General features: G+C 52.1%; 16 protein-coding genes. 4 read left to right on the forward strand and 12 right to left on the reverse strand.

Features of this window, described 5'->3' with window-relative positions:
• Nucleotides 1–3,042 carry an efflux RND transporter permease subunit gene (locus NCTC9997_RS11665; protein WP_064978113.1) on the forward strand — a complete coding sequence of 1,014 codons (3,042 nt, stop codon included), beginning with the start codon at nucleotides 1–3 and terminating at the stop codon, nucleotides 3,040–3,042.
• A gap of 151 nt (nucleotides 3,043–3,193) precedes the next feature.
• Here NCTC9997_RS11665 and ric read toward each other — a convergent pair whose 3' ends face one another.
• From ric to fbaA, 6 genes are all read right to left on the reverse strand, one after another.
• Complete coding sequence (gene ric / locus NCTC9997_RS11670) at nucleotides 3,194–3,895, reverse strand: iron-sulfur cluster repair di-iron protein (RefSeq protein ID WP_064978114.1); 702 nt, start codon at nucleotides 3,893–3,895, stop codon at nucleotides 3,194–3,196.
• A 328-nt stretch (nucleotides 3,896–4,223) separates the two neighbouring features.
• Nucleotides 4,224–5,453, reverse strand: coding sequence for a phosphoglycerate dehydrogenase (serA, locus tag NCTC9997_RS11675; RefSeq protein ID WP_010864402.1), 1,230 nt, complete (start codon nucleotides 5,451–5,453; stop codon nucleotides 4,224–4,226).
• A 278-nt stretch (nucleotides 5,454–5,731) separates the two neighbouring features.
• The gene (gene rpiA, locus NCTC9997_RS11680) at nucleotides 5,732–6,391 is read right to left on the reverse strand and encodes a ribose-5-phosphate isomerase RpiA (RefSeq protein WP_010864403.1); all 660 of its coding nucleotides are present in this window, start codon (nucleotides 6,389–6,391) and stop codon (nucleotides 5,732–5,734) included.
• Nucleotides 6,392–6,619: 228 nt separating this feature from the next.
• Complete coding sequence (locus NCTC9997_RS11685) at nucleotides 6,620–7,336, reverse strand: oxidative stress defense protein (protein WP_064978115.1); 717 nt, start codon at nucleotides 7,334–7,336, stop codon at nucleotides 6,620–6,622.
• Between the two features lie 610 nt (nucleotides 7,337–7,946).
• Nucleotides 7,947–8,825: a small-conductance mechanosensitive channel MscS gene (gene mscS, locus NCTC9997_RS11690; protein ID WP_010864405.1), complete on the reverse strand. Its 879-nt coding sequence runs from the start codon at nucleotides 8,823–8,825 to the stop codon at nucleotides 7,947–7,949.
• Nucleotides 8,826–9,094: 269 nt separating this feature from the next.
• Complete coding sequence (fbaA, locus tag NCTC9997_RS11695; protein WP_010864406.1) at nucleotides 9,095–10,171, reverse strand: class II fructose-bisphosphate aldolase; 1,077 nt, start codon at nucleotides 10,169–10,171, stop codon at nucleotides 9,095–9,097.
• 24 nt (nucleotides 10,172–10,195) lie between these two features.
• Between fbaA and NCTC9997_RS11700 the strand changes: the two genes are divergently transcribed.
• Nucleotides 10,196–10,435 (forward strand): hypothetical protein, encoded by a 240-nt coding sequence (locus NCTC9997_RS11700; protein ID WP_139799992.1) that lies wholly within the window; start codon nucleotides 10,196–10,198, stop codon nucleotides 10,433–10,435.
• Nucleotides 10,436–10,496: 61 nt separating this feature from the next.
• Here NCTC9997_RS11700 and pgk read toward each other — a convergent pair whose 3' ends face one another.
• The 6 genes from pgk to NCTC9997_RS11730 all read right to left on the reverse strand — a co-directional run bounded on the left by pgk (nucleotide 10,497) and on the right by NCTC9997_RS11730 (nucleotide 17,017).
• The gene (gene pgk, locus NCTC9997_RS11705; protein WP_039045184.1) at nucleotides 10,497–11,660 is read right to left on the reverse strand and encodes a phosphoglycerate kinase; all 1,164 of its coding nucleotides are present in this window, start codon (nucleotides 11,658–11,660) and stop codon (nucleotides 10,497–10,499) included.
• A 102-nt stretch (nucleotides 11,661–11,762) separates the two neighbouring features.
• Nucleotides 11,763–12,776 carry an erythrose-4-phosphate dehydrogenase gene (gene epd, locus NCTC9997_RS11710; protein ID WP_010864408.1) on the reverse strand — a complete coding sequence of 338 codons (1,014 nt, stop codon included), beginning with the start codon at nucleotides 12,774–12,776 and terminating at the stop codon, nucleotides 11,763–11,765.
• A gap of 319 nt (nucleotides 12,777–13,095) precedes the next feature.
• On the reverse strand, nucleotides 13,096–15,093 hold the full coding sequence (gene tkt, locus NCTC9997_RS11715; protein ID WP_064978116.1) for a transketolase: 1,998 nt from the start codon (nucleotides 15,091–15,093) through the stop codon (nucleotides 13,096–13,098).
• Between the two features lie 257 nt (nucleotides 15,094–15,350).
• Nucleotides 15,351–15,797: a flavodoxin gene (locus NCTC9997_RS11720; protein WP_010864410.1), complete on the reverse strand. Its 447-nt coding sequence runs from the start codon at nucleotides 15,795–15,797 to the stop codon at nucleotides 15,351–15,353.
• Between the two features lie 63 nt (nucleotides 15,798–15,860).
• Complete coding sequence (truC, locus tag NCTC9997_RS11725; RefSeq protein WP_082935556.1) at nucleotides 15,861–16,694, reverse strand: tRNA pseudouridine(65) synthase TruC; 834 nt, start codon at nucleotides 16,692–16,694, stop codon at nucleotides 15,861–15,863.
• The gene (locus tag NCTC9997_RS11730) at nucleotides 16,694–17,017 is read right to left on the reverse strand and encodes a YqcC family protein (RefSeq protein ID WP_064978117.1); all 324 of its coding nucleotides are present in this window, start codon (nucleotides 17,015–17,017) and stop codon (nucleotides 16,694–16,696) included. The genes truC and NCTC9997_RS11730 overlap by 1 nt, the downstream gene beginning before the upstream one ends.
• Nucleotides 17,018–17,125: 108 nt before the next feature.
• Here NCTC9997_RS11730 and NCTC9997_RS11735 point away from each other — a divergent pair, with 108 nt between their 5' ends.
• Nucleotides 17,126–18,163 carry a DUF3549 family protein gene (locus NCTC9997_RS11735; protein ID WP_064978118.1) on the forward strand — a complete coding sequence of 346 codons (1,038 nt, stop codon included), beginning with the start codon at nucleotides 17,126–17,128 and terminating at the stop codon, nucleotides 18,161–18,163.
• 2,008 nt (nucleotides 18,164–20,171) lie between these two features.
• On the forward strand, nucleotides 20,172–20,456 hold the full coding sequence (locus NCTC9997_RS11740) for a hypothetical protein (RefSeq protein WP_064978120.1): 285 nt from the start codon (nucleotides 20,172–20,174) through the stop codon (nucleotides 20,454–20,456).
• Nucleotides 20,457–20,504: the final 48 nt, after the last annotated feature.

A 20,504-nucleotide genomic window follows, 5' to 3' on the forward strand; every position in this document is an offset into this window, starting at 1 on the left:
ATGAATCTCGTCAGATTCTTTATCGATAAAAAAGTCGTCAGCGCCTTTTTGGTGATCTTGCTGCTGCTGGCTGGTTATTCCAGCTTTCAAAAGCTTGGCCGCTTTGAAGACCCTGAATTTACGATTCGGGTAGCTGCCATCACGACGCCATTTCCGGGCGCCAGTGCGGAGCAAGTCGCCACCCAAGTCACCGACAAAATTGAAGAGGCGCTGCAACAGCTGCCAGAAGTGGATGAAATCCGCTCTAACTCTTATCGCGGACTCTCCAGCGTGCAATTTGAAGCGCGCGTAGCCTACGACAAAGAAAGCCTGCAGCAAATTTGGGACAAACTGCGCCGCAAAATGCAGGCGGTGGAACGTCAATTGCCGCCGGGCGCCGGCCCAATCCTGATTGATGATGACTTCGGGGATGTGTACGGCCTGTTCTACGCCTTAACGGGTGAAGGCTACAGCTTTAGCGAGCTCAAACAGACCGCCGATATGCTGCGTAAAGAGCTGGCATTAGTGCCGGGGGTGGCGAAAGTGGCACTGTGGGGCGATCAGCCCGAGCAAGTGTATCTGGAGATCCCAACCGGTAAGCTGGCTAACCTAGGCTTGCAACCAGAGCAGATTTATCAGCAGCTGCGTAATGCCATTACCCCGACGGCCACCGCCAATATTGATGTCGGCCCTGAGCGACTGGCCGTCGGCCCGATGAACACTATTGCGGATGTCAGCGCGCTGAACGAACTGCTGCTCAGTGACGGCAAAGGCCAGACTTTCCGTCTTGGCGATATCGGTCAGGTGTCATTGGGCTATCGCGAGCCAGCCACCAGCCTGCTGTACTTTGATGGTCAGCCGGCGATTGGTCTGGGGATCAGCAATATCTCCGGCGGTAACATCGTGACCCTCGGTGAAAAGGTTAGCGCCCGTTTGGCCGAGCTAGAATCACGCATTCCGCTGGGAATGCAGCTTAAGGTTATCTCTCATCAGGGCGAAACCGTAGATGCCTCAATTGGCGATTTCGTCGATAACCTGATTGCCGCGGTACTGATTGTGGTGGTCACCTTGCTGCTGTTCATGGGCATGCGCTCGGGTCTGCTGATTGGCTTTGTTCTGCTGCTGACCGTGGCGGCGACCTTGATCATCATGCAGTTCGATGGCATCGACATGCACCGGATCTCACTCGGCGCGCTGATTATCGCCCTCGGCATGCTGGTGGATAACGCCATCGTGGTGACCGAAGGGATTTTGATCCGCAGCCAACAAGGCGAATCGCCGCGCGATGCGGCGCTGAAAATCGTCAAGCAAACTCAGTGGCCACTGCTCGGAGGTACGGTAGTCGGCATCATGGCGTTCAGTGCCATCGGCCTGTCACCGGATAACACCGGTGAATATGCCGGTAGTCTGTTCTGGGTGATTTTGTACTCCATGCTGATGAGCTGGTTGCTGGCCGTTACCCTAACGCCACTGTTCTGCGTATTGCTGTTCAAAAACACCAAGCCAAACCCGAACGCCGGGACTGGCAAGTTTTTGCTCGGTTATCAGCGTCTGCTGGCGGCCTGTATCCGTCTGCGCTGGCCAACGCTGGGCGCGTGTTTAGTCCTTCTGGTGCTGGCGGTAGTCGGCCTCAAATACGTGCCGCCGGGTTTTTTCCCAGCCTCAACGCGCGCACAATTTGTGGTGGATTACTGGTTGCCGCAAGGCACCAACATCGAGCGTACTAACAAAGAAGTCGGCGAAATTGCCGAGTTTGTACAGACCCTGCCGGATGTAACCGCCACCACCACACTGGTCGGTGCCGGTGGCCTGCGCTTTATGTTGGTATATGGCGCGGAAGAGCCGAATACCAGCTACGCCCAGTTACTGGTGGATGTGGATGACTGGCGCAAGATTGATGCCCTGATGCCGCAAATTCGCAGCTTCATCGAGCAAAACTACCCAGATGCAATGCCGAAAGTCTGGAAGTTCCAGCTCGGCCCTGGTGGCGGCTCGAAGATTGAAGCGAAATTCAGTGGCCCAGATCCGAAAGTGCTGCGCTCACTGGCCGCCAAAGCCCGTCAGATTTACATCGATGATGGCGGTATGACGGCGATTAAAGATGACTGGCGTCAGCCGGTGAAAGTGATCCAACCGGTCTGGAACGAAGCGAAAGCGCGTCAAAGCGGCTTTAACGCCAGCGATTTGGATCTGGCCGCCAGCAACTACTTTAACGGCACTACCATTGCCCAATACCAGCGCGGCAGTGATCTGCTGCCGGTGGTCGCGCGTCCGCCAGCAGCGGAGCGTGATCAGGTCGATGCACTGTATAACGTGCGCGTCTTGCCGGCTGGCAGTCAGCAGACCGTGCCGCTGAGCCAGTATTTGCTGCGTCTGGAGCCGCAATGGGAAAACGCCATTATCCGCCGCGTCGATCGCTTCCCGACCATCAAGGTACAAGGCGATCCGGCTACCGAGCTCACTGGGGTGGTGTTTAACCGCGTGCGCGCGAAAGTCGAAGCGATCCCACTGCCGCCGGGTTACAGCCTGAGCTGGGGCGGTGAGTTTGGTGATTCGTCCGATGCTAACGCGGGGATCATGCAAATCTTGCCAATCGCGTTTGCAGCGATGGTGTTTACTGTGGTGGCGCTGTTTAACGCCATTCGCCAGCCGCTGATTATCTGGATGATCGTGCCATTGGCGGTCGTGGGGGTGAGCTTTGGCTTGGTGGTAACGCAAACGCCGTTTGAGTTTATGGCCATGTTGGCGTTCCTCAGCCTCACCGGCATGCTGATCAAAAACGCTATCGTGTTGGTCGATCAGATAGATTTGGAGATCCGCGAAGGCAAGCCGCGTTTGCGCGCGGTGCTGGAATCATCCCGCTCGCGGGTACGGCCGGTCGCCATGGGGGCTATCACTACCATTTTGGGGGTGGCGCCACTGCTGTTCGATCCGTTCTTCAAATCCATGGCGGTCACCATCATGTTCGGTCTGGGCTTCGCGACAGTTCTGACCTTGTTTGTGGTGCCGGTGGTGTACACCGTGTTCTTCCGCATTCGCGCCAATGAGATGACGCACAGCTAATCTCGGCTAACGAGCGATGCGAGTACGCTAGCTATGCAAGTAAGTTAGCCAAGTAAGCGATACTCGCAGGCGTAACCAAAAACGGCCATCTATGGATGGCCGTTTTTTTATTCTCTATTCCATAGCAGCTATTCCGTCGCCGCCCTGCAATTTATGCAGCAGGTGCCGCTTTCGCCAGCATGCGTGGGAACAGAATGTTGTTTTCCAGATGGATATGCTGGTGCAAATCGGCCTCAAACTCGGCCAAGGTCGCCAAACACACGCGCCACGTGGTGCACGCATACTCCGGTGGAACAAAGCCTTGGGTCATTTCCCGCAAACGCGCCATTATTTGGCCGGCATCTTGATGTTCATGCTCCATCGCACGGATTGGGTTACCAATATGACCAAAGCAGGTTTCACGCACCACACCTTGACTCAAATCTCGCATCGCCGGGAACAAGATTTGCTCTTCTTTCATCAAATGCGGCACTAAGTCATCCATCAACGCACGGATAAAGCCCGCCAACGGACGAATTTCCGGATAACGCTCTCCGTGAGCGCGTACCATCTTCTCGCTGTATTCCAACAGCAGCGGCGCGGTGCGGCGAATGTAAGCATGGTGGGTATCCACAATATGCTGGATCAGCGCCTCATCCGTGAGTTCAGCCCACACCGTTTCTGCGCTACCTTGTTCAGTCAGCGCATTGAGTTCTGCCACCACCGCCTGTGGCTCGGCACCCGCCCGCTCACACGCCGCCGCCAAGGTGCGACCTCCGCCACAACAAAAATCCACGCCAAAACGGCTAAACACATGTGCCGCGCGAAAATCTTGCGCCACGAGCTCGCCCACGCGGCAAGTCAGCCAATCCATATATCCTCCTGTTGCCTTGGCTCTTGTGTATTGATGCACCTAGGTATTGAACTAGAACTTGGGTATCGAATTAGCACTTGACTGGTGACTCGCGCACATCACGCGTTTCTCACACCGGCCAGCACAATACCGCACCAACACAGAGCACGACATAAACGGTATCTAAAATGCATCATTAACATGCATATTATATGCACCTTTTATTTTGTGCAAGCGCAACAACTAACCGGAAAGAAAAACGACAGCAAATGCAGAGATAAAAAAACCGGCCTTAAACAAGACCGGTGGGAAAAGATACGCAAAGACTGCGCAAAACAGGGAGAGAGGATCAGTACAAAATTCGTGCGCGAATGGTGCCTGGGATCTGCTTCATGCGCAGCAGCGCCCGTTCCGCCTGCTCGGTTTCCACATCAATCACCACATAACCAATCTCTGGCGTGGTTTGCAGGTATTGTGCGGCGATATTGGCGCCTTCTTCGGCAAAAATCTGGTTAATCTGGGTCAAAATGCCCGGACGGTTTTCATGAATATGCAGCAGACGGCTGGCATTGCCATGCCCTGGCAACGACGCTTCAGGGAAGTTCACCGCCGACAAGGTTGAGCCGTTATCCGAATACTTGATAAATTTACCGGCCACTTCCAGCCCGATATTTTCCTGCGCTTCTTGGGTTGAACCGCCGATATGCGGCGTCAGCAGCACGTTATCAAACTCGCACAGTGGCGAGGTAAACGGATCTTTATTGGTAGCCGGCTCAGTAGGGAACACATCAATCGCCGCCCCCGCCAGATGACGCGAAGCAAGCGCATTACACAGCGATGGAATTTCCACCACCGTACCGCGCGATGCATTGATCAAAATCGAACCCGGCTTCATGAACGCCAGCTCCGCCGCGCCAATCATCTCTTTAGTCGACGGAGTTTCCGGCACATGCAGTGACACCACATCACTCATGTTCAACAGGTCAGTTAAGCTAGAAACTTGGGTGGCATTACCGAGCGGCAGCTTGGTTTCGATATCGTAGAAAAAGACATTCAACCCCACCGCTTCGGCCAAAATACCAAGCTGGGTGCCGATATGCCCATAACCGATGATCCCCAGCTTCTTGCCGCGCGCTTCATAAGAGCCATCGGCGGCCTTGTTCCACTCACCACGGTGGGCACGCGCATTGGCTTCTGGGATACGACGCAGCAGCAGTAAGATCTCCCCCAGCACCATTTCAGCAACCGAACGGGTATTGGAGAACGGCGCATTGAATACCGGGATCCCGCGTTTTTGCGCGGCCACTAAATCCACTTGATTCGTTCCGATGCAAAAGCAACCGATTGCCACCAGCTTCTCAGCCGCTGCAATGACCTCGGAAGTCAGTTGGGTGCGCGAGCGCAGTCCGACAAAGTGAGCATCGCGGATCGCCTCTTTCAACGCCGCGGTATCCAGCGCACCTTTGTGGTATTCGATATTGCTATAACCGGCCGAACGCAATAAATCCACCGCTTTTGGATGCACCCCTTCTAGCAGTAGGAATTTAATCTTGTCCTTCTCCAGTGAAACCTTGGCCATACTTACGTCCTTACATCATTCCTTTAATGTTGATTTTCTTGCGCTGAATCACATCCGCACAATCTTAAAATCAACATAACAGAAAAATTCCACAGGGGTAAGTACACATTTCATCCATTGTGGTAGAAAAATAACCACTAACTTAAGAGGGATTTAGCGGCAAACAAAAAGGCATTGCTCTTTGCTCGGCTACCGAAAAATAGCACGACAAAAAACAATGCCTTATCGACCAGCGCCGCATCATCAGCCTGCGCCAGCCACGCTAAACGCGACCGCGCTTAGTCTTTCAGGGTTTTCACGCCATCGGCGGAGCCCACCAGCACTACATCGGCACCGCGCTGTGCAAATAGACCCACGGTCACCACACCCACGATGTTGTTGATCTGGTTTTCCAAGCCTTTCGGATCGACAATCGACAAGCCATGCACATCCAAGATCACGTTGCCGTTATCGGTCTTCACGCCTTGGCGGTACACTGGATTGCCGCCCAGCTTCACCAACTGACGCGCCACATACGAACGCGCCATCGGGATCACTTCCACCGGCAGTGGAAACTCGCCCAGCACATCCACCTGCTTGCTCGCATCCACGATACAAACAAACTGCTTAGCAATGGCAGCCACAATCTTCTCACGCGTCAGCGCTGCGCCGCCGCCTTTGATCATTTGCATGTACGGGTTGATTTCATCCGCACCATCCACGTACACATCCAGTGAACCCACTTCGTTGGCATCGAACACTTCAATGCCGAGCGCACGCAAACGCGCCGTAGAGGCTTCCGAGCTGGATACCGCCCCTTTGATCTTATCGCTCATAGTACCGAGCGCATCGATAAAGTGGTTTACGGTGGATCCTGTACCTACCCCGACAATACTGCCCGGCTGCACATAATCAAGTGCCGCCCAGCCAACTGCTTTTTTCAATTCGTCTTGTGTCATCCCGCTATCCTCCGAGAATGGGTGTGCGGCAATTATACCGTCATCCGCCGGCCCCTGCTTGCTTCTCTTAATAGCGAACCTGCTTCTACTGGGAAGTGCGCTTTACTGACGCTTTTACACTCGCGCGCCCCACGCCATTCGAGGAGGTCACTTTGCATGAGTAAAGCTGCATAAACGCAACAGGCGCCAAACGGCGCCTGCATTTACACAATGTCAGCCGATACCGGCTTATTTGTTCAGCGTGTAAACCACATCTACCTGATCGGTAAAGTGCAGGTTTTGCTGCTGATAAGTTTCGTTCACTTTAGCGTTATCTGGCGCAGCAAAGGCAGCCATACGCAGCATCGGTGGCATTGGGCGTGGCTGCGGATTGGTGTCATAGCGAATGCGATACACTTCCCCCAACTTCACGCCGAAACCACTGGCTACTGATTTGGCTTTGCTCTGGGCATCTTGAATCGCCGCTGCACGTGCTTGCTGCTGGTACGCCGCCGGATCAGATACGCCCATCTGAATGCCCTGAATGTCATTCAGGCCCGCTTTCAGTGCGCCATCCATCAGGGTATTCAGCTTGCTCAAGTCCATCAACTTGACTTCCACGTTACGGATAGCGCGGTAACCGATAATTTTCGGGCTCTGATCTTTGACGTACTCATATTCAGGCTGAGTCTGCAAATTGGCCGCATTGATGTCTTTGGTCGCTACCCCGTTTTTCTCTAGGAAACTAAAGTAAGCCGCCACTTTCTCATCCGCCAGCGCCTTGGCTTTGGCGGCGGTGGACGCGGTTTGGTTGACCTCAATCGACAGCGTTGCCATATTCGGCTTGGCATCAATCACGCCATACCCGACAGTGGCCAAAGTTGGCAGTTCAGGTAACTCGGCCGCCATACTCACTGCTGGCGCCATGGCCAACACTACTGCGATGGTTAATGCTTTCAGATTCACATCAGACTCCTTGCTATCGCCTGTTTGGGATGGTTCACGCTGGCGCAGTTATTCATGCCGTTTTTATCCATGAGTGTATCCCCATGCACCCTGTAGCTAGGTTCTCATGCGTTTTCATGTGTACCTAAGCCTAAGCACTGCGCCATAACACGTGAACAACCGCATTTATCTAGAGCTTATACTGTGCTGATTAGACTGCAAAAAAACAGCCCTATTCCATTTTTAATGTAACCAGAAATAACCTGCTGCGGGCTAGGCCGCTTAGCGACAATGACGCCGCATTTTCTATCATCACTCGCCTTGTGCTAAGCCAACATTCGCCCAGAAAAAAAGCGCCTAACGGCGCTTTATATTCTGATTCATCATCGTACTCGCACACTCAAACACTCGACGCGTTATCCGGTTAAACGCTACCGTTTCAAAAACAGCGAGAATATTGAAAGTATCGAGGCAAAATAACCGCCTAGCGTGAATTATTACAACGCTATCAATAGCGCCTATTTATTCAATCTCAGCCGGTATTTTACGCACTGGGTAAAACTCAAATTAGTTTCACCCAGTGATTATTTTCCATCAGACAATCGCGTATTAGTGCTTATTCGCTCAGCGATTATTGATCGTTACTGACGGTACGCATATGGACATCCATCTGCGGATACGGAATATTAATTTTGTTGGCATCCAGCGCCTTTTTAATATTCTCCATCAGGTCAAAATATACCGCCCAATAGTCAGCATTTTTCACCCACGGACGCACCACAAAATCCAGTGATGACGCACCCATAGTCATCAGACGAATAGTGCAATCCATATCGGCCAGCACGCGAGAGTCGGCTTTTACCACCTCAGTCAGCACCGCTTTTACCTGATCGATATCGGCTTCGTAGCCTACGCTGATCACCAGATCAATACGGCGCTTCTCTTCCAAAGAGAAGTTGATAATGCGACCGCTCATGATGCTGGCGTTCGGGATAATCACGGTTTTGCGGTCTGCCGTGCACAGCACGGTAGAGAAAATCTGGACGCTCTCAACGGTACCGCTCACGCCGCCCAAATCCACCACGTCACCGGCGCGGAACGGACGGAAGCCGACAATCAGCACACCCGCCGCGAAGTTAGACAGGGAGCCTTGCAGCGCCAAGCCCACTGCCAAGCTCGCCGCACCGATCACCGCAATCACTGACGATGTCTGTACCCCGACGCGACCTAATGCCGCCACCAAGGTGAAGATAATAATGGAGTAACGCACCAAAGAGCGCACAAAATGGCTGACCGCGCGATCCAGGCCTTTTTTCTCCATCAAGTTATGCACGCCATTAGAAACAATGCGCGCCACTAACCAACCGAAAATAAAAATCAGGAATGCCGCAACCAGATTCACAGCGTACTGGATCAGTAATGCCTGATTATCAACAACCCAACTACTGGCATGCTGAATACTGTCCACCACATCAAGCGGCTTAAGAACGGACGGGTCAATATTTTTCATGACTTTGCCTTACCATTTTACTATTCGCTTTGCATATCAAGCGGAAGAAGAAATAAAGAAAAAATACAGCCTATTGCACCAAGAATAATAATGTCACTGTTTTAAAAAATGGTGAATATTACAGCTGCAATGCGGGCGAATAGTATCGCAAATAATGCACGGGGGAAATACAGATATGCAGATTAATGCTGACAGGTTTTTATCTTTGCGTAAAAAATAACCCCAACATTTCTGCTGGGGTTAGAATATATCACTGATATTAAATCAGATTACAGAACATCAATCGCGTTCAGTTCTTTGAATGCTTTTTCCAGACGCGCAATCATGCTGGTTTGCGCAGAACGCAGCCATACACGTGGGTCATAGTATTTTTTGTTCGGCTTATCCGCGCCTTCTGGGTTACCCAGCTGGCCTTGCAGATACGCTTCGTTCTTCTTGTAGTACTCCAGAACACCTTCCCAAGTCGCCCACTGGGTATCGGTGTCGATGTTCATCTTCACCACACCGTAGCTGATAGACTCGGAGATTTCTTCTGCAGTAGAGCCTGAACCACCGTGGAATACGAAGTTCAGAGACTTAGCTGGCAGACCAAATTTCTCGGAAACGTACTTCTGAGAAGCATCCAGAATGGATGGAGTCAGTTTCACGTTACCTGGCTTGTACACACCGTGTACGTTACCGAAAGATGCCGCGATAGTGAAACGTGGGCTGATTTTGCTCAGACGCTCGTAAGCGTAAGCCACGTCTTCTGGCTGAGTGTACAGGGAAGACTGGTCCAGATGGCTGTTATCTACGCCATCTTCTTCACCACCGGTGCAACCCAGTTCCAGCTCCAGAGTCATGTTCATCTTCGCCATACGAGTCAGGTACTCGCAGCAGATGTCGATGTTTTCTTCCAGAGACTCTTCAGACAGATCCAGCATGTGAGAAGAGAACAGTGGTTTGCCAGTTTCAGCAAAGTGCTTCTCACCGGCAGCCAGCAGGCCGTCGATCCATGGCAGCAGTTTCTTCGCTGCGTGGTCAGTGTGCAGGATCACAGGCACGCCGTAAGCTTCAGCCACTGCGTGAACGTGCTTAGCACCAGATACCGCACCCAGAATGGCTGCTTGTTGACCTTCCAGTTTCAGACCTTTACCGGCGAAGAACTGCGCACCACCGTTAGAGAACTGAACAATCACTGGCGCACGAACTTTCGCCGCCGCTTCCAGTACCGCGTTCACAGAGTCAGTACCGACTACGTTTACCGCAGGCAGCGCAAAGTTGTTGGCTTTTGCCACTTCAAACACTTTCTGAACGTCATCACCGGTGATAACGCCTGGTTTTACGAAATCAAAAATCTTAGACATGTTCCTAGTCCTGTTTCGTCAGCCGTGATTGTAGAAAAAAGTTTTACTCTGTCGGTTTTGACCGCCAACACGGCGGCGGTACCCCGGCAATGCCAGCCTAAAGCTGAGAAAGAAGTGGCACGCGCCGTGTTTCTTTCCATACGCAACCGATTACATAGCAGTATAACCGATGTTGCTTGCCCGATGGCCAAACCTGCCGTTAAACAGAAAACCGGCGTACCTGATGTGCTTGCTATCGCGCTCAAAACAAACAAGGTTGTCTGAGGGATACCAGCGGCACGCCTGAAGAATAGAAGCCGGAGACTCGCCCCGGCTTCAGATTAAATTACGCTTTTGCGCGCGCTTCCAGCATCGCAACCGCTGGCAGTACTTTACCTTCCACGAATTCCAGGAAAGCGCCGCCGCCAGTAGAGATGTAGGAAACTTTGTCTGCGATACCGAACTTGTCGATAGCGGCCAGGGTGTCACCACCGCCAGCGATAGAGAACGCTGGAGATTCAGCAATCGCTTTAGCAATCACTTCAGTACCTTTAGCGAACTGATCAAATTCAAACACGCCAACTGGACCGTTCCACAAAATGGTCTTCGCGTTCATGATGATGTCAGCCAGCACTTTTGCTGAATCAGGGCCGATGTCGAAAATCATGTCATCATCAGACACTTCAGCAACCGCTTTGATAGTCGCTGGGGTTGATTCAGAGAACTCTTTACCCACGACTACGTCAGTGGTCACTGGGATATCACACTTAGCAGCCAGTGCTTTAGCAGTGTCAATCAGATCGTTTTCGCACAGGGATTTGCCCACATTGTGGCCCGCTGCAGCGATGAAGGTGTTAGCGATACCGCCACCTACCACCAGCTGATCGGCGATAGTCGACAGAGACTCCAGCACAGTCAGTTTGGTAGACACTTTAGAGCCGCCCACGATAGCAACCATCGGACGAGCAGGGTTCTTCATTGCTTTACCCAGTGCATCCAGCTCAGCAGACAGCAGCGGACCGGAGCAAGCAATTGGTGCAAACTTAGCCACACCGTGCGTAGACGCTTGTGCACGGTGAGCAGTACCGAATGCATCCATCACGAACACGTCACACAGCGCAGCGTATTTCTTAGACAGCGCTTCGTCGTCTTTCTTCTCGCCTTTGTTAAAGCGAACGTTTTCCAGTACCACCAGCTCACCGGCAGCCACTTCTACGCCATCCAGGTAGTCTTTCGCCAGACGTACTGGTACAGACAGCACTTCTTTCAGGTAGTTAACTACTGGCAGCAGGGAGAATTCTTCGTTGTACTCACCTTCGGTCGGACGACCCAGGTGGGAGGTCACCATTACTGCTGCGCCTTGTTTCAGCGCCAGTTCAATGGTAGGCAGGGAAGCACGGATACGGGCATCAGAAGTCACTTTGCCTTCTTTTACCGGTACGTTCAGGTCAGCACGGATCAGTACGCGTTTACCAGCCAGATCCAGATCAGTCATGTTGATAACAGACATGGTGAGTCCTCTATTTAATTCCATGAAGATTTTCAATGCCGACCATCAGCGTGTGTGGCCGACACCTAAACAATCAGTCAGTTTCCGTTCACTCTTCGCGAGTCACCGGGCTGTAGCCATGGCCAGCGTGGTATCGAGCATGCGATTCGCAAAACCCCATTCGTTATCACACCAAACCAGCGTCTTCACCAGACGCGTACCGCTCACCCGGGTTTGTGTCCCGTCCACGATAGCGCTGTGGCTGTCGTGGTTAAAATCAATTGAGACTAACGGCGCTTCCGTATAATCCACTATACCACGTAATACCCCTTGCGCTGCCTGCGCGAGGGCGTGGTTTACGTTGCAAACTTTCACATCCGTGCTCAAGGTCACACTTAAATCCATCGCGGTGACGTTTATTGTGGGCACCCGCACAGCGATAGCTTCAAACCTGTCGGAAAATTTCGGAAAAATCCGACCAATCCCGCGCGCCAGTTTGGTGTCTACCGGAATGATAGACTGGCCCGCCGCGCGAGTCCGGCGCAGGTCACTGTGGTATGCATCAATCACCGGCTGATCATGCATCGCCGAGTGAATGGTGGTTACCGTGCCCGAATCAATGCCGAAGGTTTCATCCAGCACTTTAATAATCGGCACGATGCAGTTAGTGGTACACGACCCGTTGGAGACGATCCGGTCGCTGGCTTTCAGCAACTGATGGTTCACGCCATAAATGACCGTCGCATCGATATCGGTATCGGCCGGATGCGAGAACAGCACCTTGCCAGCACCGGCGCGCAAATGCGCTTCGCCATCGGCACGACTACCAAATTTACCGGTACAATCGAGCACCACATCCACCTGCAATTCTGCCCACGGCAGTTGTTCAAGTTCGCGGATATGCAGTAGCTGAATCGTATCACCATCTACATCTAATGTCTCGCCATCAATGCAAACCGAACGCGAAAATCGTCCATGGGTCGAATCGTATTGCAACAAATGTGCGATCCCTTCCGGTGCGGCGAGTTCATTAATCGCCACCACCTGCATCTGTTCGCGTTTTCCACTTTCGTACAGCGCGCGCAGAACGCTGCGTCCGATCCGGCCAAAGCCGTTAATTGCCACACGGATAGTCATAATTATGGGGTGTCCTTTAAACAGAGGTCTTCCGGCAGGAAGCAAAACCTTGAGTATGCGGGATCTATTGTCTGATGAAATTGATTAGACTGGCAATCTGCCATTATTTTACCCAGTGGGCGGACATTTTTTTACTGCCCGCGCTTTGCCTCTTCGCTCTCGTCTCTTGCCCCTCGCATCCTTTCAACCATAACGGATATAAAACGCATATCACCCACATAAAAAAACCGATATAAAAAACCGGTATAAAAAAAGCCGCCCGTAGGCAGCTTTTTGTTTTTATGCAGTGCTGTTAAGCAATAACGATAAGAAAACTGGATTACAGAATTTCTTTTGCTTTAGCTACCACGTTTTCTACGGTGAAGCCGAACTCTTTGAACAGCAGCTCTGCCGGTGCAGACTCACCAAAGGTAGTCATACCCACGATACGGCCACCGAAGCCCACATACTTGTACCAGAAGTCAGCGATACCCGCTTCTACCGCAACACGCGCGGTTACTGCCGCAGGCAGTACAGACTCACGGTAAGCGGCGTCTTGCTTGTCGAATACGTCAGTAGCCGGCATAGACACGACACGTACCTGACGACCTTCGGCAGTCAGCTGCTCAGCCGCTTGCATAGCCAGCTCAACTTCGGAGCCAGTGGCGATAAAGATCAGCTCAGGCGTACCAGCGCAATCTTTCAGTACATAACCACCGCGGGCGATGTTGGCCAGTTGCTCGCTGCTGCGATCCATCTGAGTCAGGTTCTGACGTGAGAAGATCAGTGATGATGGACCATCTTGACGCTCAATCGCGTATTTCCACGCGACCGCAGACTCAACCTGGTCACATGGACGCCATGTGCTCATGTTTGGTGTCAGACGCAGAGAAGCGATCTGCTCAACCGGCTGGTGAGTAGGACCATCTTCGCCCAGACCGATAGAGTCGTGGGTGTAAACGAAGATAGAACGCTGCTTCATCAGGGCAGCCATACGCAGCGCGTTACGGGCATATTCCATGAACATCAGGAAAGTCGCGCCGTATGGAATGAAACCACCGTGCAGAGCGATACCGTTCATGATGGCGGACATACCAAATTCACGCACACCGTAATGGATGTAGTTACCGCCCATGTCAGCGCCAGTCAGTGACTTGGAGCCAGACCACATGGTCAGGTTAGACGGCGCTAAGTCAGCGGAGCCGCCCATGAACTCTGGCAGCAGCTTACCAAACGCTTCCAGCGCGTTTTGTGACGCTTTACGGCTAGCAATCTTGGCTGGGTTAGCTTGCAGGTGCTCGATAAAGGCTTGAGATTTCTCCGCCCAATCTGCTGGCAGCTCGCCCTTGATTACACGGCGCTCAAACTCAGCAGCCAGTTCTGGGAACGCTGCACGGTACGCAGCAAATTTTGCATCCCAGTTGTGCTCTTGTGCTTGGCCCTTCTCTTTGGCATCCCACTCAGCGTAAATGTCTGCAGGAATAACAAACGGCGCTTCTTTCCAGCCCAGGAATTCGCGTGCCGCAGCAATTTCTTTGTCACCCAGCGGTGAACCGTGGCAATCGTGAGAGCCAGACTTGTTCGGTGAGCCAAAACCGATGATGGTTTTGCAGATGATCAGAGATGGCTTGTCAGTCACCGCTTGCGCTTCTTCTACTGCTGCTTTAATCGCTGCCGCATCGTGACCGTCAACCGCGCGCACGACGTGCCAGCCGTAAGACTCGAAACGCATGGCGGTGTCATCAGTGAACCAGCCTTCTACGTGACCATCGATAGAGATACCGTTGTCATCATAGAACGCCACCAGCTTGCCCAGACCCAGAGTACCGGCCAGAGAGCAGGCTTCGTGAGAAATACCTTCCATCAGGCAGCCATCACCCAGGAAGCAGTAAGTGAAGTGGTCAACGATGTCGTGGCCAGGACGGTTAAACTGCGCGGCCAGCGCTTTTTCAGCCATCGCCATACCTACGGCGTTGGTGATGCCCTGACCCAGAGGACCGGTAGTGGTTTCTACGCCTGGCGCATAACCGTACTCAGGGTGACCCGGGGTGCGAGAGTGCATCTGACGGAATTGCTTCAGATCGTCGATAGACAGGTCATAACCGGTCAGGTGCAACAGGCTGTAAATCAGCATAGAGCCGTGGCCGTTAGACAGCACGAAACGGTCACGATCAGCCCAAGCTGGGTTGCTCGGGTTGTGCTTTAGAAAATCACGCCACAGAACTTCGGCAATATCAGCCATCCCCATAGGGGCGCCTGGGTGGCCAGAGTTGGCTTTTTGTACTGCATCCATACTCAGTACACGGATGGCATTAGCAAGTTCTTTGCGAGAAGGCATGTTCTACTCCTGGAGATTAGCAGGGCGGAAGAATGAAATCGGAGATCTATTTTCTCAGAGTCGCCATTAAAACGGCAAGCGCCGACTGAATAACGTGTTAGCGATCACAGTTTTATATGACTAATTACAGATTCTTTGCAGGAAATCGATTAACTAAACGAGTCAGCAGGTAGAAAAAACAACCACCTGTAATGGAAGTAGGTCACTGCCGCCCGCCATGCGAGCGGCAAAAACAACCGAAAATGCAGAATGAAACGCTATAGCGCGCTGGAGAAAGCTTCAATCCACGAGCGAGCAGATAATTCTGGCTCGGGATGTTCGGTGGCGTCCAATTCCAGACGGTTCATTACCCGCTGTGCACCTTGCTCTTGCAGCAAAGCATCGAACTTGCGTCCGGCGCCGCAGAAGGTTTCATAGCTGCTGTCACCTAATGCGATCACGCCATAGCGCAAGCTTGGCTGCCACAGCCCCGGCTCTTGCATAGCCAGATATAATGGCGCAATGGTATCTGGTAAATCACCTTGTCCGGTGGTGGATGTCACCACCAGTACCACAGCCTCGAGGTATTGCTGCCAGTCTTCCAGCGAGCCTTCCTCATAGATATTGGCATCATGCCCTGCGGTACGCAAAATCCGTTCGGCCTCGTCAGCCACCAGTTGTGCATTGCCATACACGGTGCCAACAAAGATCCCCACCCTAGCCATAGAGTTCCCTTGGTTATGAAAGTTAACTCATCTTGGCGTGTGGTGGGGTTTTGTGCAAGCCGGTTATGTCACAGGATTTTGCGCAGGCCAGCCAAATTTTTGCATCAGGCTCTGCCAAGTGTCGTCCCACGGCGCGTTAATCTGCAGCAATTCACCGGTCACCGGATGCGGCAGAGTCAAACTGCTGGCGTGTAACATCAAGCGCCCAGCGCCACAATGCTCTTTCAACGCCCGATTTTGCTTAAGATCGCCATGGGTGGTATCGCCCATAATCGGATGACGCAGATGGCTCATGTGGCGACGCAGCTGATGCTTACGGCCAGTTTTCGGCTGGAGCTCAACCAAGCTGTAGCGCGATGTCGCGTAACGACCAGCGGAATACGGCATCTCGACCGTTTGCAAACCGCAATAGTGGCTAACCGCCGGCTGCGCCGTGCGCTCTTGGCTAGCAAACTTATCAGCAATCTTGTCCAGCTCTTCCACCAACGGATAATCCAGCTCCGCTTCCCCAGTCAGATAGCCACGCACCACCGCATGGTAGGTTTTCTTGATCTGCTGGGTTTCGAACATGCCGCTCAAGATACGCGCCACATCACTGGACAACGCCAGTAACAAAACGCCTGACGTTGGCCGATCCAGACGGTGCACGGTATACACATGCTGACCAATCTGATCACGCACGGTTTGCATCACCACCACTTTTTCATGCCGGTCAAGCCAGCTGCGGTGCACCAGCCAACCGGCCGGTTTGTTGATGGCAATAATATGCTCATCCTGATACAACACCGGCAGTACCGGTGCACTTTCGGTCACGGCATCGGACGCGATCTCTATCGACTCTGACGGCAACAGCGCGCTATCTGGGCCAGAGGCCGGGCAAGAAGAAAAATCGTGCATTAGGTTTCCTGATTGAGTAGTTCATCCAGCGCACGCAGTAGCGCCAGCAACCGGCTAATCTGCTCCTGCTCTTTGAGCGCTTCTTCAAAATACGGGGTGATCGAAAAGCGAGTCGGTAAACCCGCACCGGCGTCCAACAACGCATGCATGCGCGGTAAAAAGACCCACTGCAACCACTCCTGCGCTTCCATCGTATCGATACTGAACGGCTCGACACTCTGAAAAGCCTGTGGCTCTGGCGGCAATTTCTGCCACAAAGCCAATTCCATCATCACCAGCCGGATATCCTCCAGCAACTGACGAACTTGCTGCTCGCGTTCCATAATCCTTCCTCCGGTAAAAAATGGGGGCCAAGCATACCACTGAACCCGGAACCTCCCTATAATTTAACGTTTACTGACTCAACCGTAACCCGCGAAGACTACGACGCCATGACTGCAGCCCTGACAGAATTGCTCACCCGCGCACAGGTAAAAGCCTGTTTTTACGATCTGGGCCGTCGCCCGTATCCTTTATCGTTAGTTACCTTCGGCGTGTTGGAGAATCAGCAGCGCCCTTACCCTTATCCGCTGCGCGGCCAAGCGCATTTGGCACTGTGCTGCCAACGCCCCAGCGAAAGTGAACCATCCATCTGGTTTTTACAGATTAATTTAGATGAGCGCGGACTGCTGATCCCAGAAGAGTGCGCCCGTTTTGCGCGCCTGCTGCTTAATACTCTCGGTGCCGATCTCAGCCGCGAGCCGCACACCGAAGAGGAGAAAAACGCACTGGCGCAACATCCGCAGCACTGGCAACCGTCGCCTGAGCGGATGGCAATGTTCCATGCGCTGCTAGCGCGGGATTTGCACCAACCCGCTTCCCGCTATTATGAGCATGCGCAATTTTATCTCAGTGGCAAGGCAGGATGGGAAAATTGGCACGGTGTCGGATTACAAGGGTTAGCGGATGTGGTGGTGCGCTGTGGTCAAGAGCAAAACCATGCCTTGCTGTGCCAAGCCTTAGCCCACGCGCCCGAGCAAGCCTTGCAAGGGATCTGTTTGTGCTTGGAGCAAAGTGATATTAGCCGCGAGATGGCGCAAGTCTTATTACAACGCCAGCACTTACAGCATCAAAACCCTGAGGCCGATACTGAAAGTCGCCTATTGCTGTTACGTGCATTGGCCTATGCGCCGGATCTGCCGGAGATCCGCGATTTTATCACGCAGCAATTACGCCAAGCCGATGTGAATGCCTGGTTGATCGTGCTAACCGCACGTTTGATCCACCGCTTGAGCGATCCGCAGATCTTGCCGGTGTATCTAGAAGCGTTAGCGGGATCACCACTGTTTGGTCGTCTGTACCCAGAAGTGATCACCCAGCCATTTTTGCGTAGCCAGATTTTTGCCATGCTACAAAGCGAAAGTGCGCCACGTGCGCTGATTGATGCGTTAACCGCATTACAGCAACAACTGCAGCTCAGAGCAGAATAAGTCGAGAATAAAGCGAATTAGATTAAGAGAGAAAAGAGAAAGGGGCACCGTATGGTGCCCCTTCCTGGTCTTGCTACAGCTGATCCTGCTGCGAATCGGTGCTCCCTGCATCATTCCGTGATACCGCCAAATCCGTTGGCTGAGTCCTTCTCGGGTTCTCCGCATCCGTGGAGCTGTCCTTTTAACCTTCCCGGTTATCTTCCTTGGCCATCCCTATGCGGTCAGACTTCTTGTCTGACGTCCATCTCCGTCCTGGAGGTGTCCTTTGCTTTATCCTTAAAGCATCCGCTCCCTCGTCCTGAGGCTGCATCCTCATTTCATCCTGAAATGTGTCCTGCATCATCCTGATACGTTTACAATCCGGTAAACGAGGCCCGAATCCTTCGGGTGTCCAATCCTGTATGGGCTCCGCCATACGTCTTCTTCCTGAAGACATCGATATCCGTTCGATGGATTAATCATATCCCCTTTTATTCTCTTCTCAATCCACTGTGCGCTTACAGCGCCAAACATTTCTGGATGTTTCGTGAGAATAAATATCTTAACCACATGATTAAAAACAAATTAGATAAAAAAGCAAACGATAAAAAGCACAGCACAAATGAGGATAATCCCACACCGCGTGTAGGATATCTCGCACAAATTCAGCAGAGATATCGCAAACAGCAAAACAACGTTACCGGTAACTTGTCAAGGACTTTTGTCCGCATTTACTGTTTTTTTGTGTGACAAGTGCACTATTTGTACAACAAGAAATGTCGAAACTGACGGCGGTTGTTGCAAAACAATCCGCAAACTGGCAGGAAGTGCACTAAAGAGGGTCAATGGCCTCTGCTCACAGCCCAGCGCAAGGACCGTGCGGTGATGTGAACTTTATGTATAAAAATGCAATTAGCTATGACGTAAAAAAAGACCGGTACTCACGTCAGTCAATGCCGCACCGCGAATGCCAACCACAGCGCAAAAGCCAACGGACAGCCTCAGTATCCCTCACATAAGAAACTTGCATGAGAAACTTATATAAGAAGAAAGGGGTATCGTCGAAACGATACCCCTCTCAGGTCTTGCTACAGCCATCCTGCTGCAAAGTGTGCTCCCTGCATCACTCCGTGAATCTCACCATATCCTATGGCTTGTCCTTTATGCTCTTCAATCCGTGAAGCTGTCCTTTTGTCGTCCTGACAATCGTCCTTGTACCGTCCTTGCGTCGCCGTACTGTCCTTATTCCGGCTCACTTCTCCATCCTGGAGGTGTCCCTGACTTCATCCTGAAGTATCCACTTCCTCATCCTGAGGCGCATCCTGATTCTTCATCCCGAAGAAGTCCGTTGTCATCCTTAACCAACCCGCATCCTTACCGGTTGCATCTGCATTACTGCAGCATCCATCCTTGAGATATCCTGATCACGTGAACTCATCCTGAATTCCGGCTCTTTCATCCTGAAACAGCCACCGCATCCGTGGTTATCCTTGTCGTTATGCTTGCTTCCTGCCGACGCCCTTAAGACTACCTTTCTGCATAGTTTTCACAAGCGATATATCAAATAGTTATGTGTGATGTATTCGATTACTACGCAAAACATACAAATTAACTAATTGAATTATATTAAAAACGCTTTTTACATAGCGCAGTAACCGGTCAAAACCCGTTCCATAACTCGCACAACTACTGTAGGAAATCTCTTACAAAGTACATAGCCAATATCGCAATCTGCTGAATCGGTTTTAGAATAAGTCAACCCCATGGGCACAATTCGCTAAATTGAGCACGCACCGCTAAACGCTAAAATCGACATAATCTCTATTTTGATCTAGACCCTGATTGACGCTTTACAGCAACACTGGCCGCGTTCAGACCCATGCCACCGCTATGCGCGTGATGATGCGATTAACGATCATGGGGTAAGGGCTTTTTTGTTAGATAAAGAAGCGTTACATAAAGAAGCGTTATATAAAGAAGGCTGAACGAGCGACGTGCACGCGAAATCGAGATAAGGAAAGGAAAAGCGATGAATGATGTAAGCCGCGAACTGGAGCAAGTATTACAGCAACTAAAAGCCGAGGGAAAACAGCCTTCGGTAGCCCTGCTGAAAAGCCGTCTCAGCCAGCCTGTCCCACTGCCGCTGATTGTCAGTGTACTGGCGCGCGATAAAGCCGGCCATAATCCGCTCGCTACGCCTGCGGCGGCAACGACTGAGCCAACACTTGCGGAGCGTGTAAGCCACTTAGAGCAGCAGGTTGCGACGCTACAAGCGCAGTTAGCTACGCTCCTGTCAGCCCAAAATACGCAATAAGCGTACGCGGAAACAACAGCACGTTGGCGTTAGGTAACAACCGACCTC

This window comes from Plesiomonas shigelloides (genome assembly GCF_900087055.1).
Taxonomy (GTDB): Bacteria; Pseudomonadota; Gammaproteobacteria; order Enterobacterales; family CAMTGL01; genus Plesiomonas; species Plesiomonas shigelloides.

What these genes read in the sequence shown, in the direction of transcription:
- NCTC9997_RS11665 (WP_064978113.1), top strand. Translation starts at nt 1, where the DNA reads ATGAATCTCGTCAGATTCTTTATCGATAAAAAAGTCGTCAGCGCCTTT.
- ric (WP_064978114.1), bottom strand. Translation starts at nt 3,895, where the DNA reads ATGGATTGGCTGACTTGCCGCGTGGGCGAGCTCGTGGCGCAAGATTTT.
- serA (WP_010864402.1), bottom strand. Translation starts at nt 5,453, where the DNA reads ATGGCCAAGGTTTCACTGGAGAAGGACAAGATTAAATTCCTACTGCTA.
- rpiA (WP_010864403.1), bottom strand. Translation starts at nt 6,391, where the DNA reads ATGACACAAGACGAATTGAAAAAAGCAGTTGGCTGGGCGGCACTTGAT.
- mscS (WP_010864405.1), bottom strand. Translation starts at nt 8,825, where the DNA reads ATGAAAAATATTGACCCGTCCGTTCTTAAGCCGCTTGATGTGGTGGAC.
- fbaA (WP_010864406.1), bottom strand. Translation starts at nt 10,171, where the DNA reads ATGTCTAAGATTTTTGATTTCGTAAAACCAGGCGTTATCACCGGTGAT.
- pgk (WP_039045184.1), bottom strand. Translation starts at nt 11,660, where the DNA reads ATGTCTGTTATCAACATGACTGATCTGGATCTGGCTGGTAAACGCGTA.
- epd (WP_010864408.1), bottom strand. Translation starts at nt 12,776, where the DNA reads ATGACTATCCGTGTGGCAATTAACGGCTTTGGCCGGATCGGACGCAGC.
- tkt (WP_064978116.1), bottom strand. Translation starts at nt 15,093, where the DNA reads ATGCCTTCTCGCAAAGAACTTGCTAATGCCATCCGTGTACTGAGTATG.
- NCTC9997_RS11720 (WP_010864410.1), bottom strand. Translation starts at nt 15,797, where the DNA reads ATGGCTAGGGTGGGGATCTTTGTTGGCACCGTGTATGGCAATGCACAA.
- truC (WP_082935556.1), bottom strand. Translation starts at nt 16,694, where the DNA reads ATGCACGATTTTTCTTCTTGCCCGGCCTCTGGCCCAGATAGCGCGCTG.
- NCTC9997_RS11730 (WP_064978117.1), bottom strand. Translation starts at nt 17,017, where the DNA reads ATGGAACGCGAGCAGCAAGTTCGTCAGTTGCTGGAGGATATCCGGCTG.
- NCTC9997_RS11735 (WP_064978118.1), top strand. Translation starts at nt 17,126, where the DNA reads ATGACTGCAGCCCTGACAGAATTGCTCACCCGCGCACAGGTAAAAGCC.
- NCTC9997_RS11740 (WP_064978120.1), top strand. Translation starts at nt 20,172, where the DNA reads ATGAATGATGTAAGCCGCGAACTGGAGCAAGTATTACAGCAACTAAAA.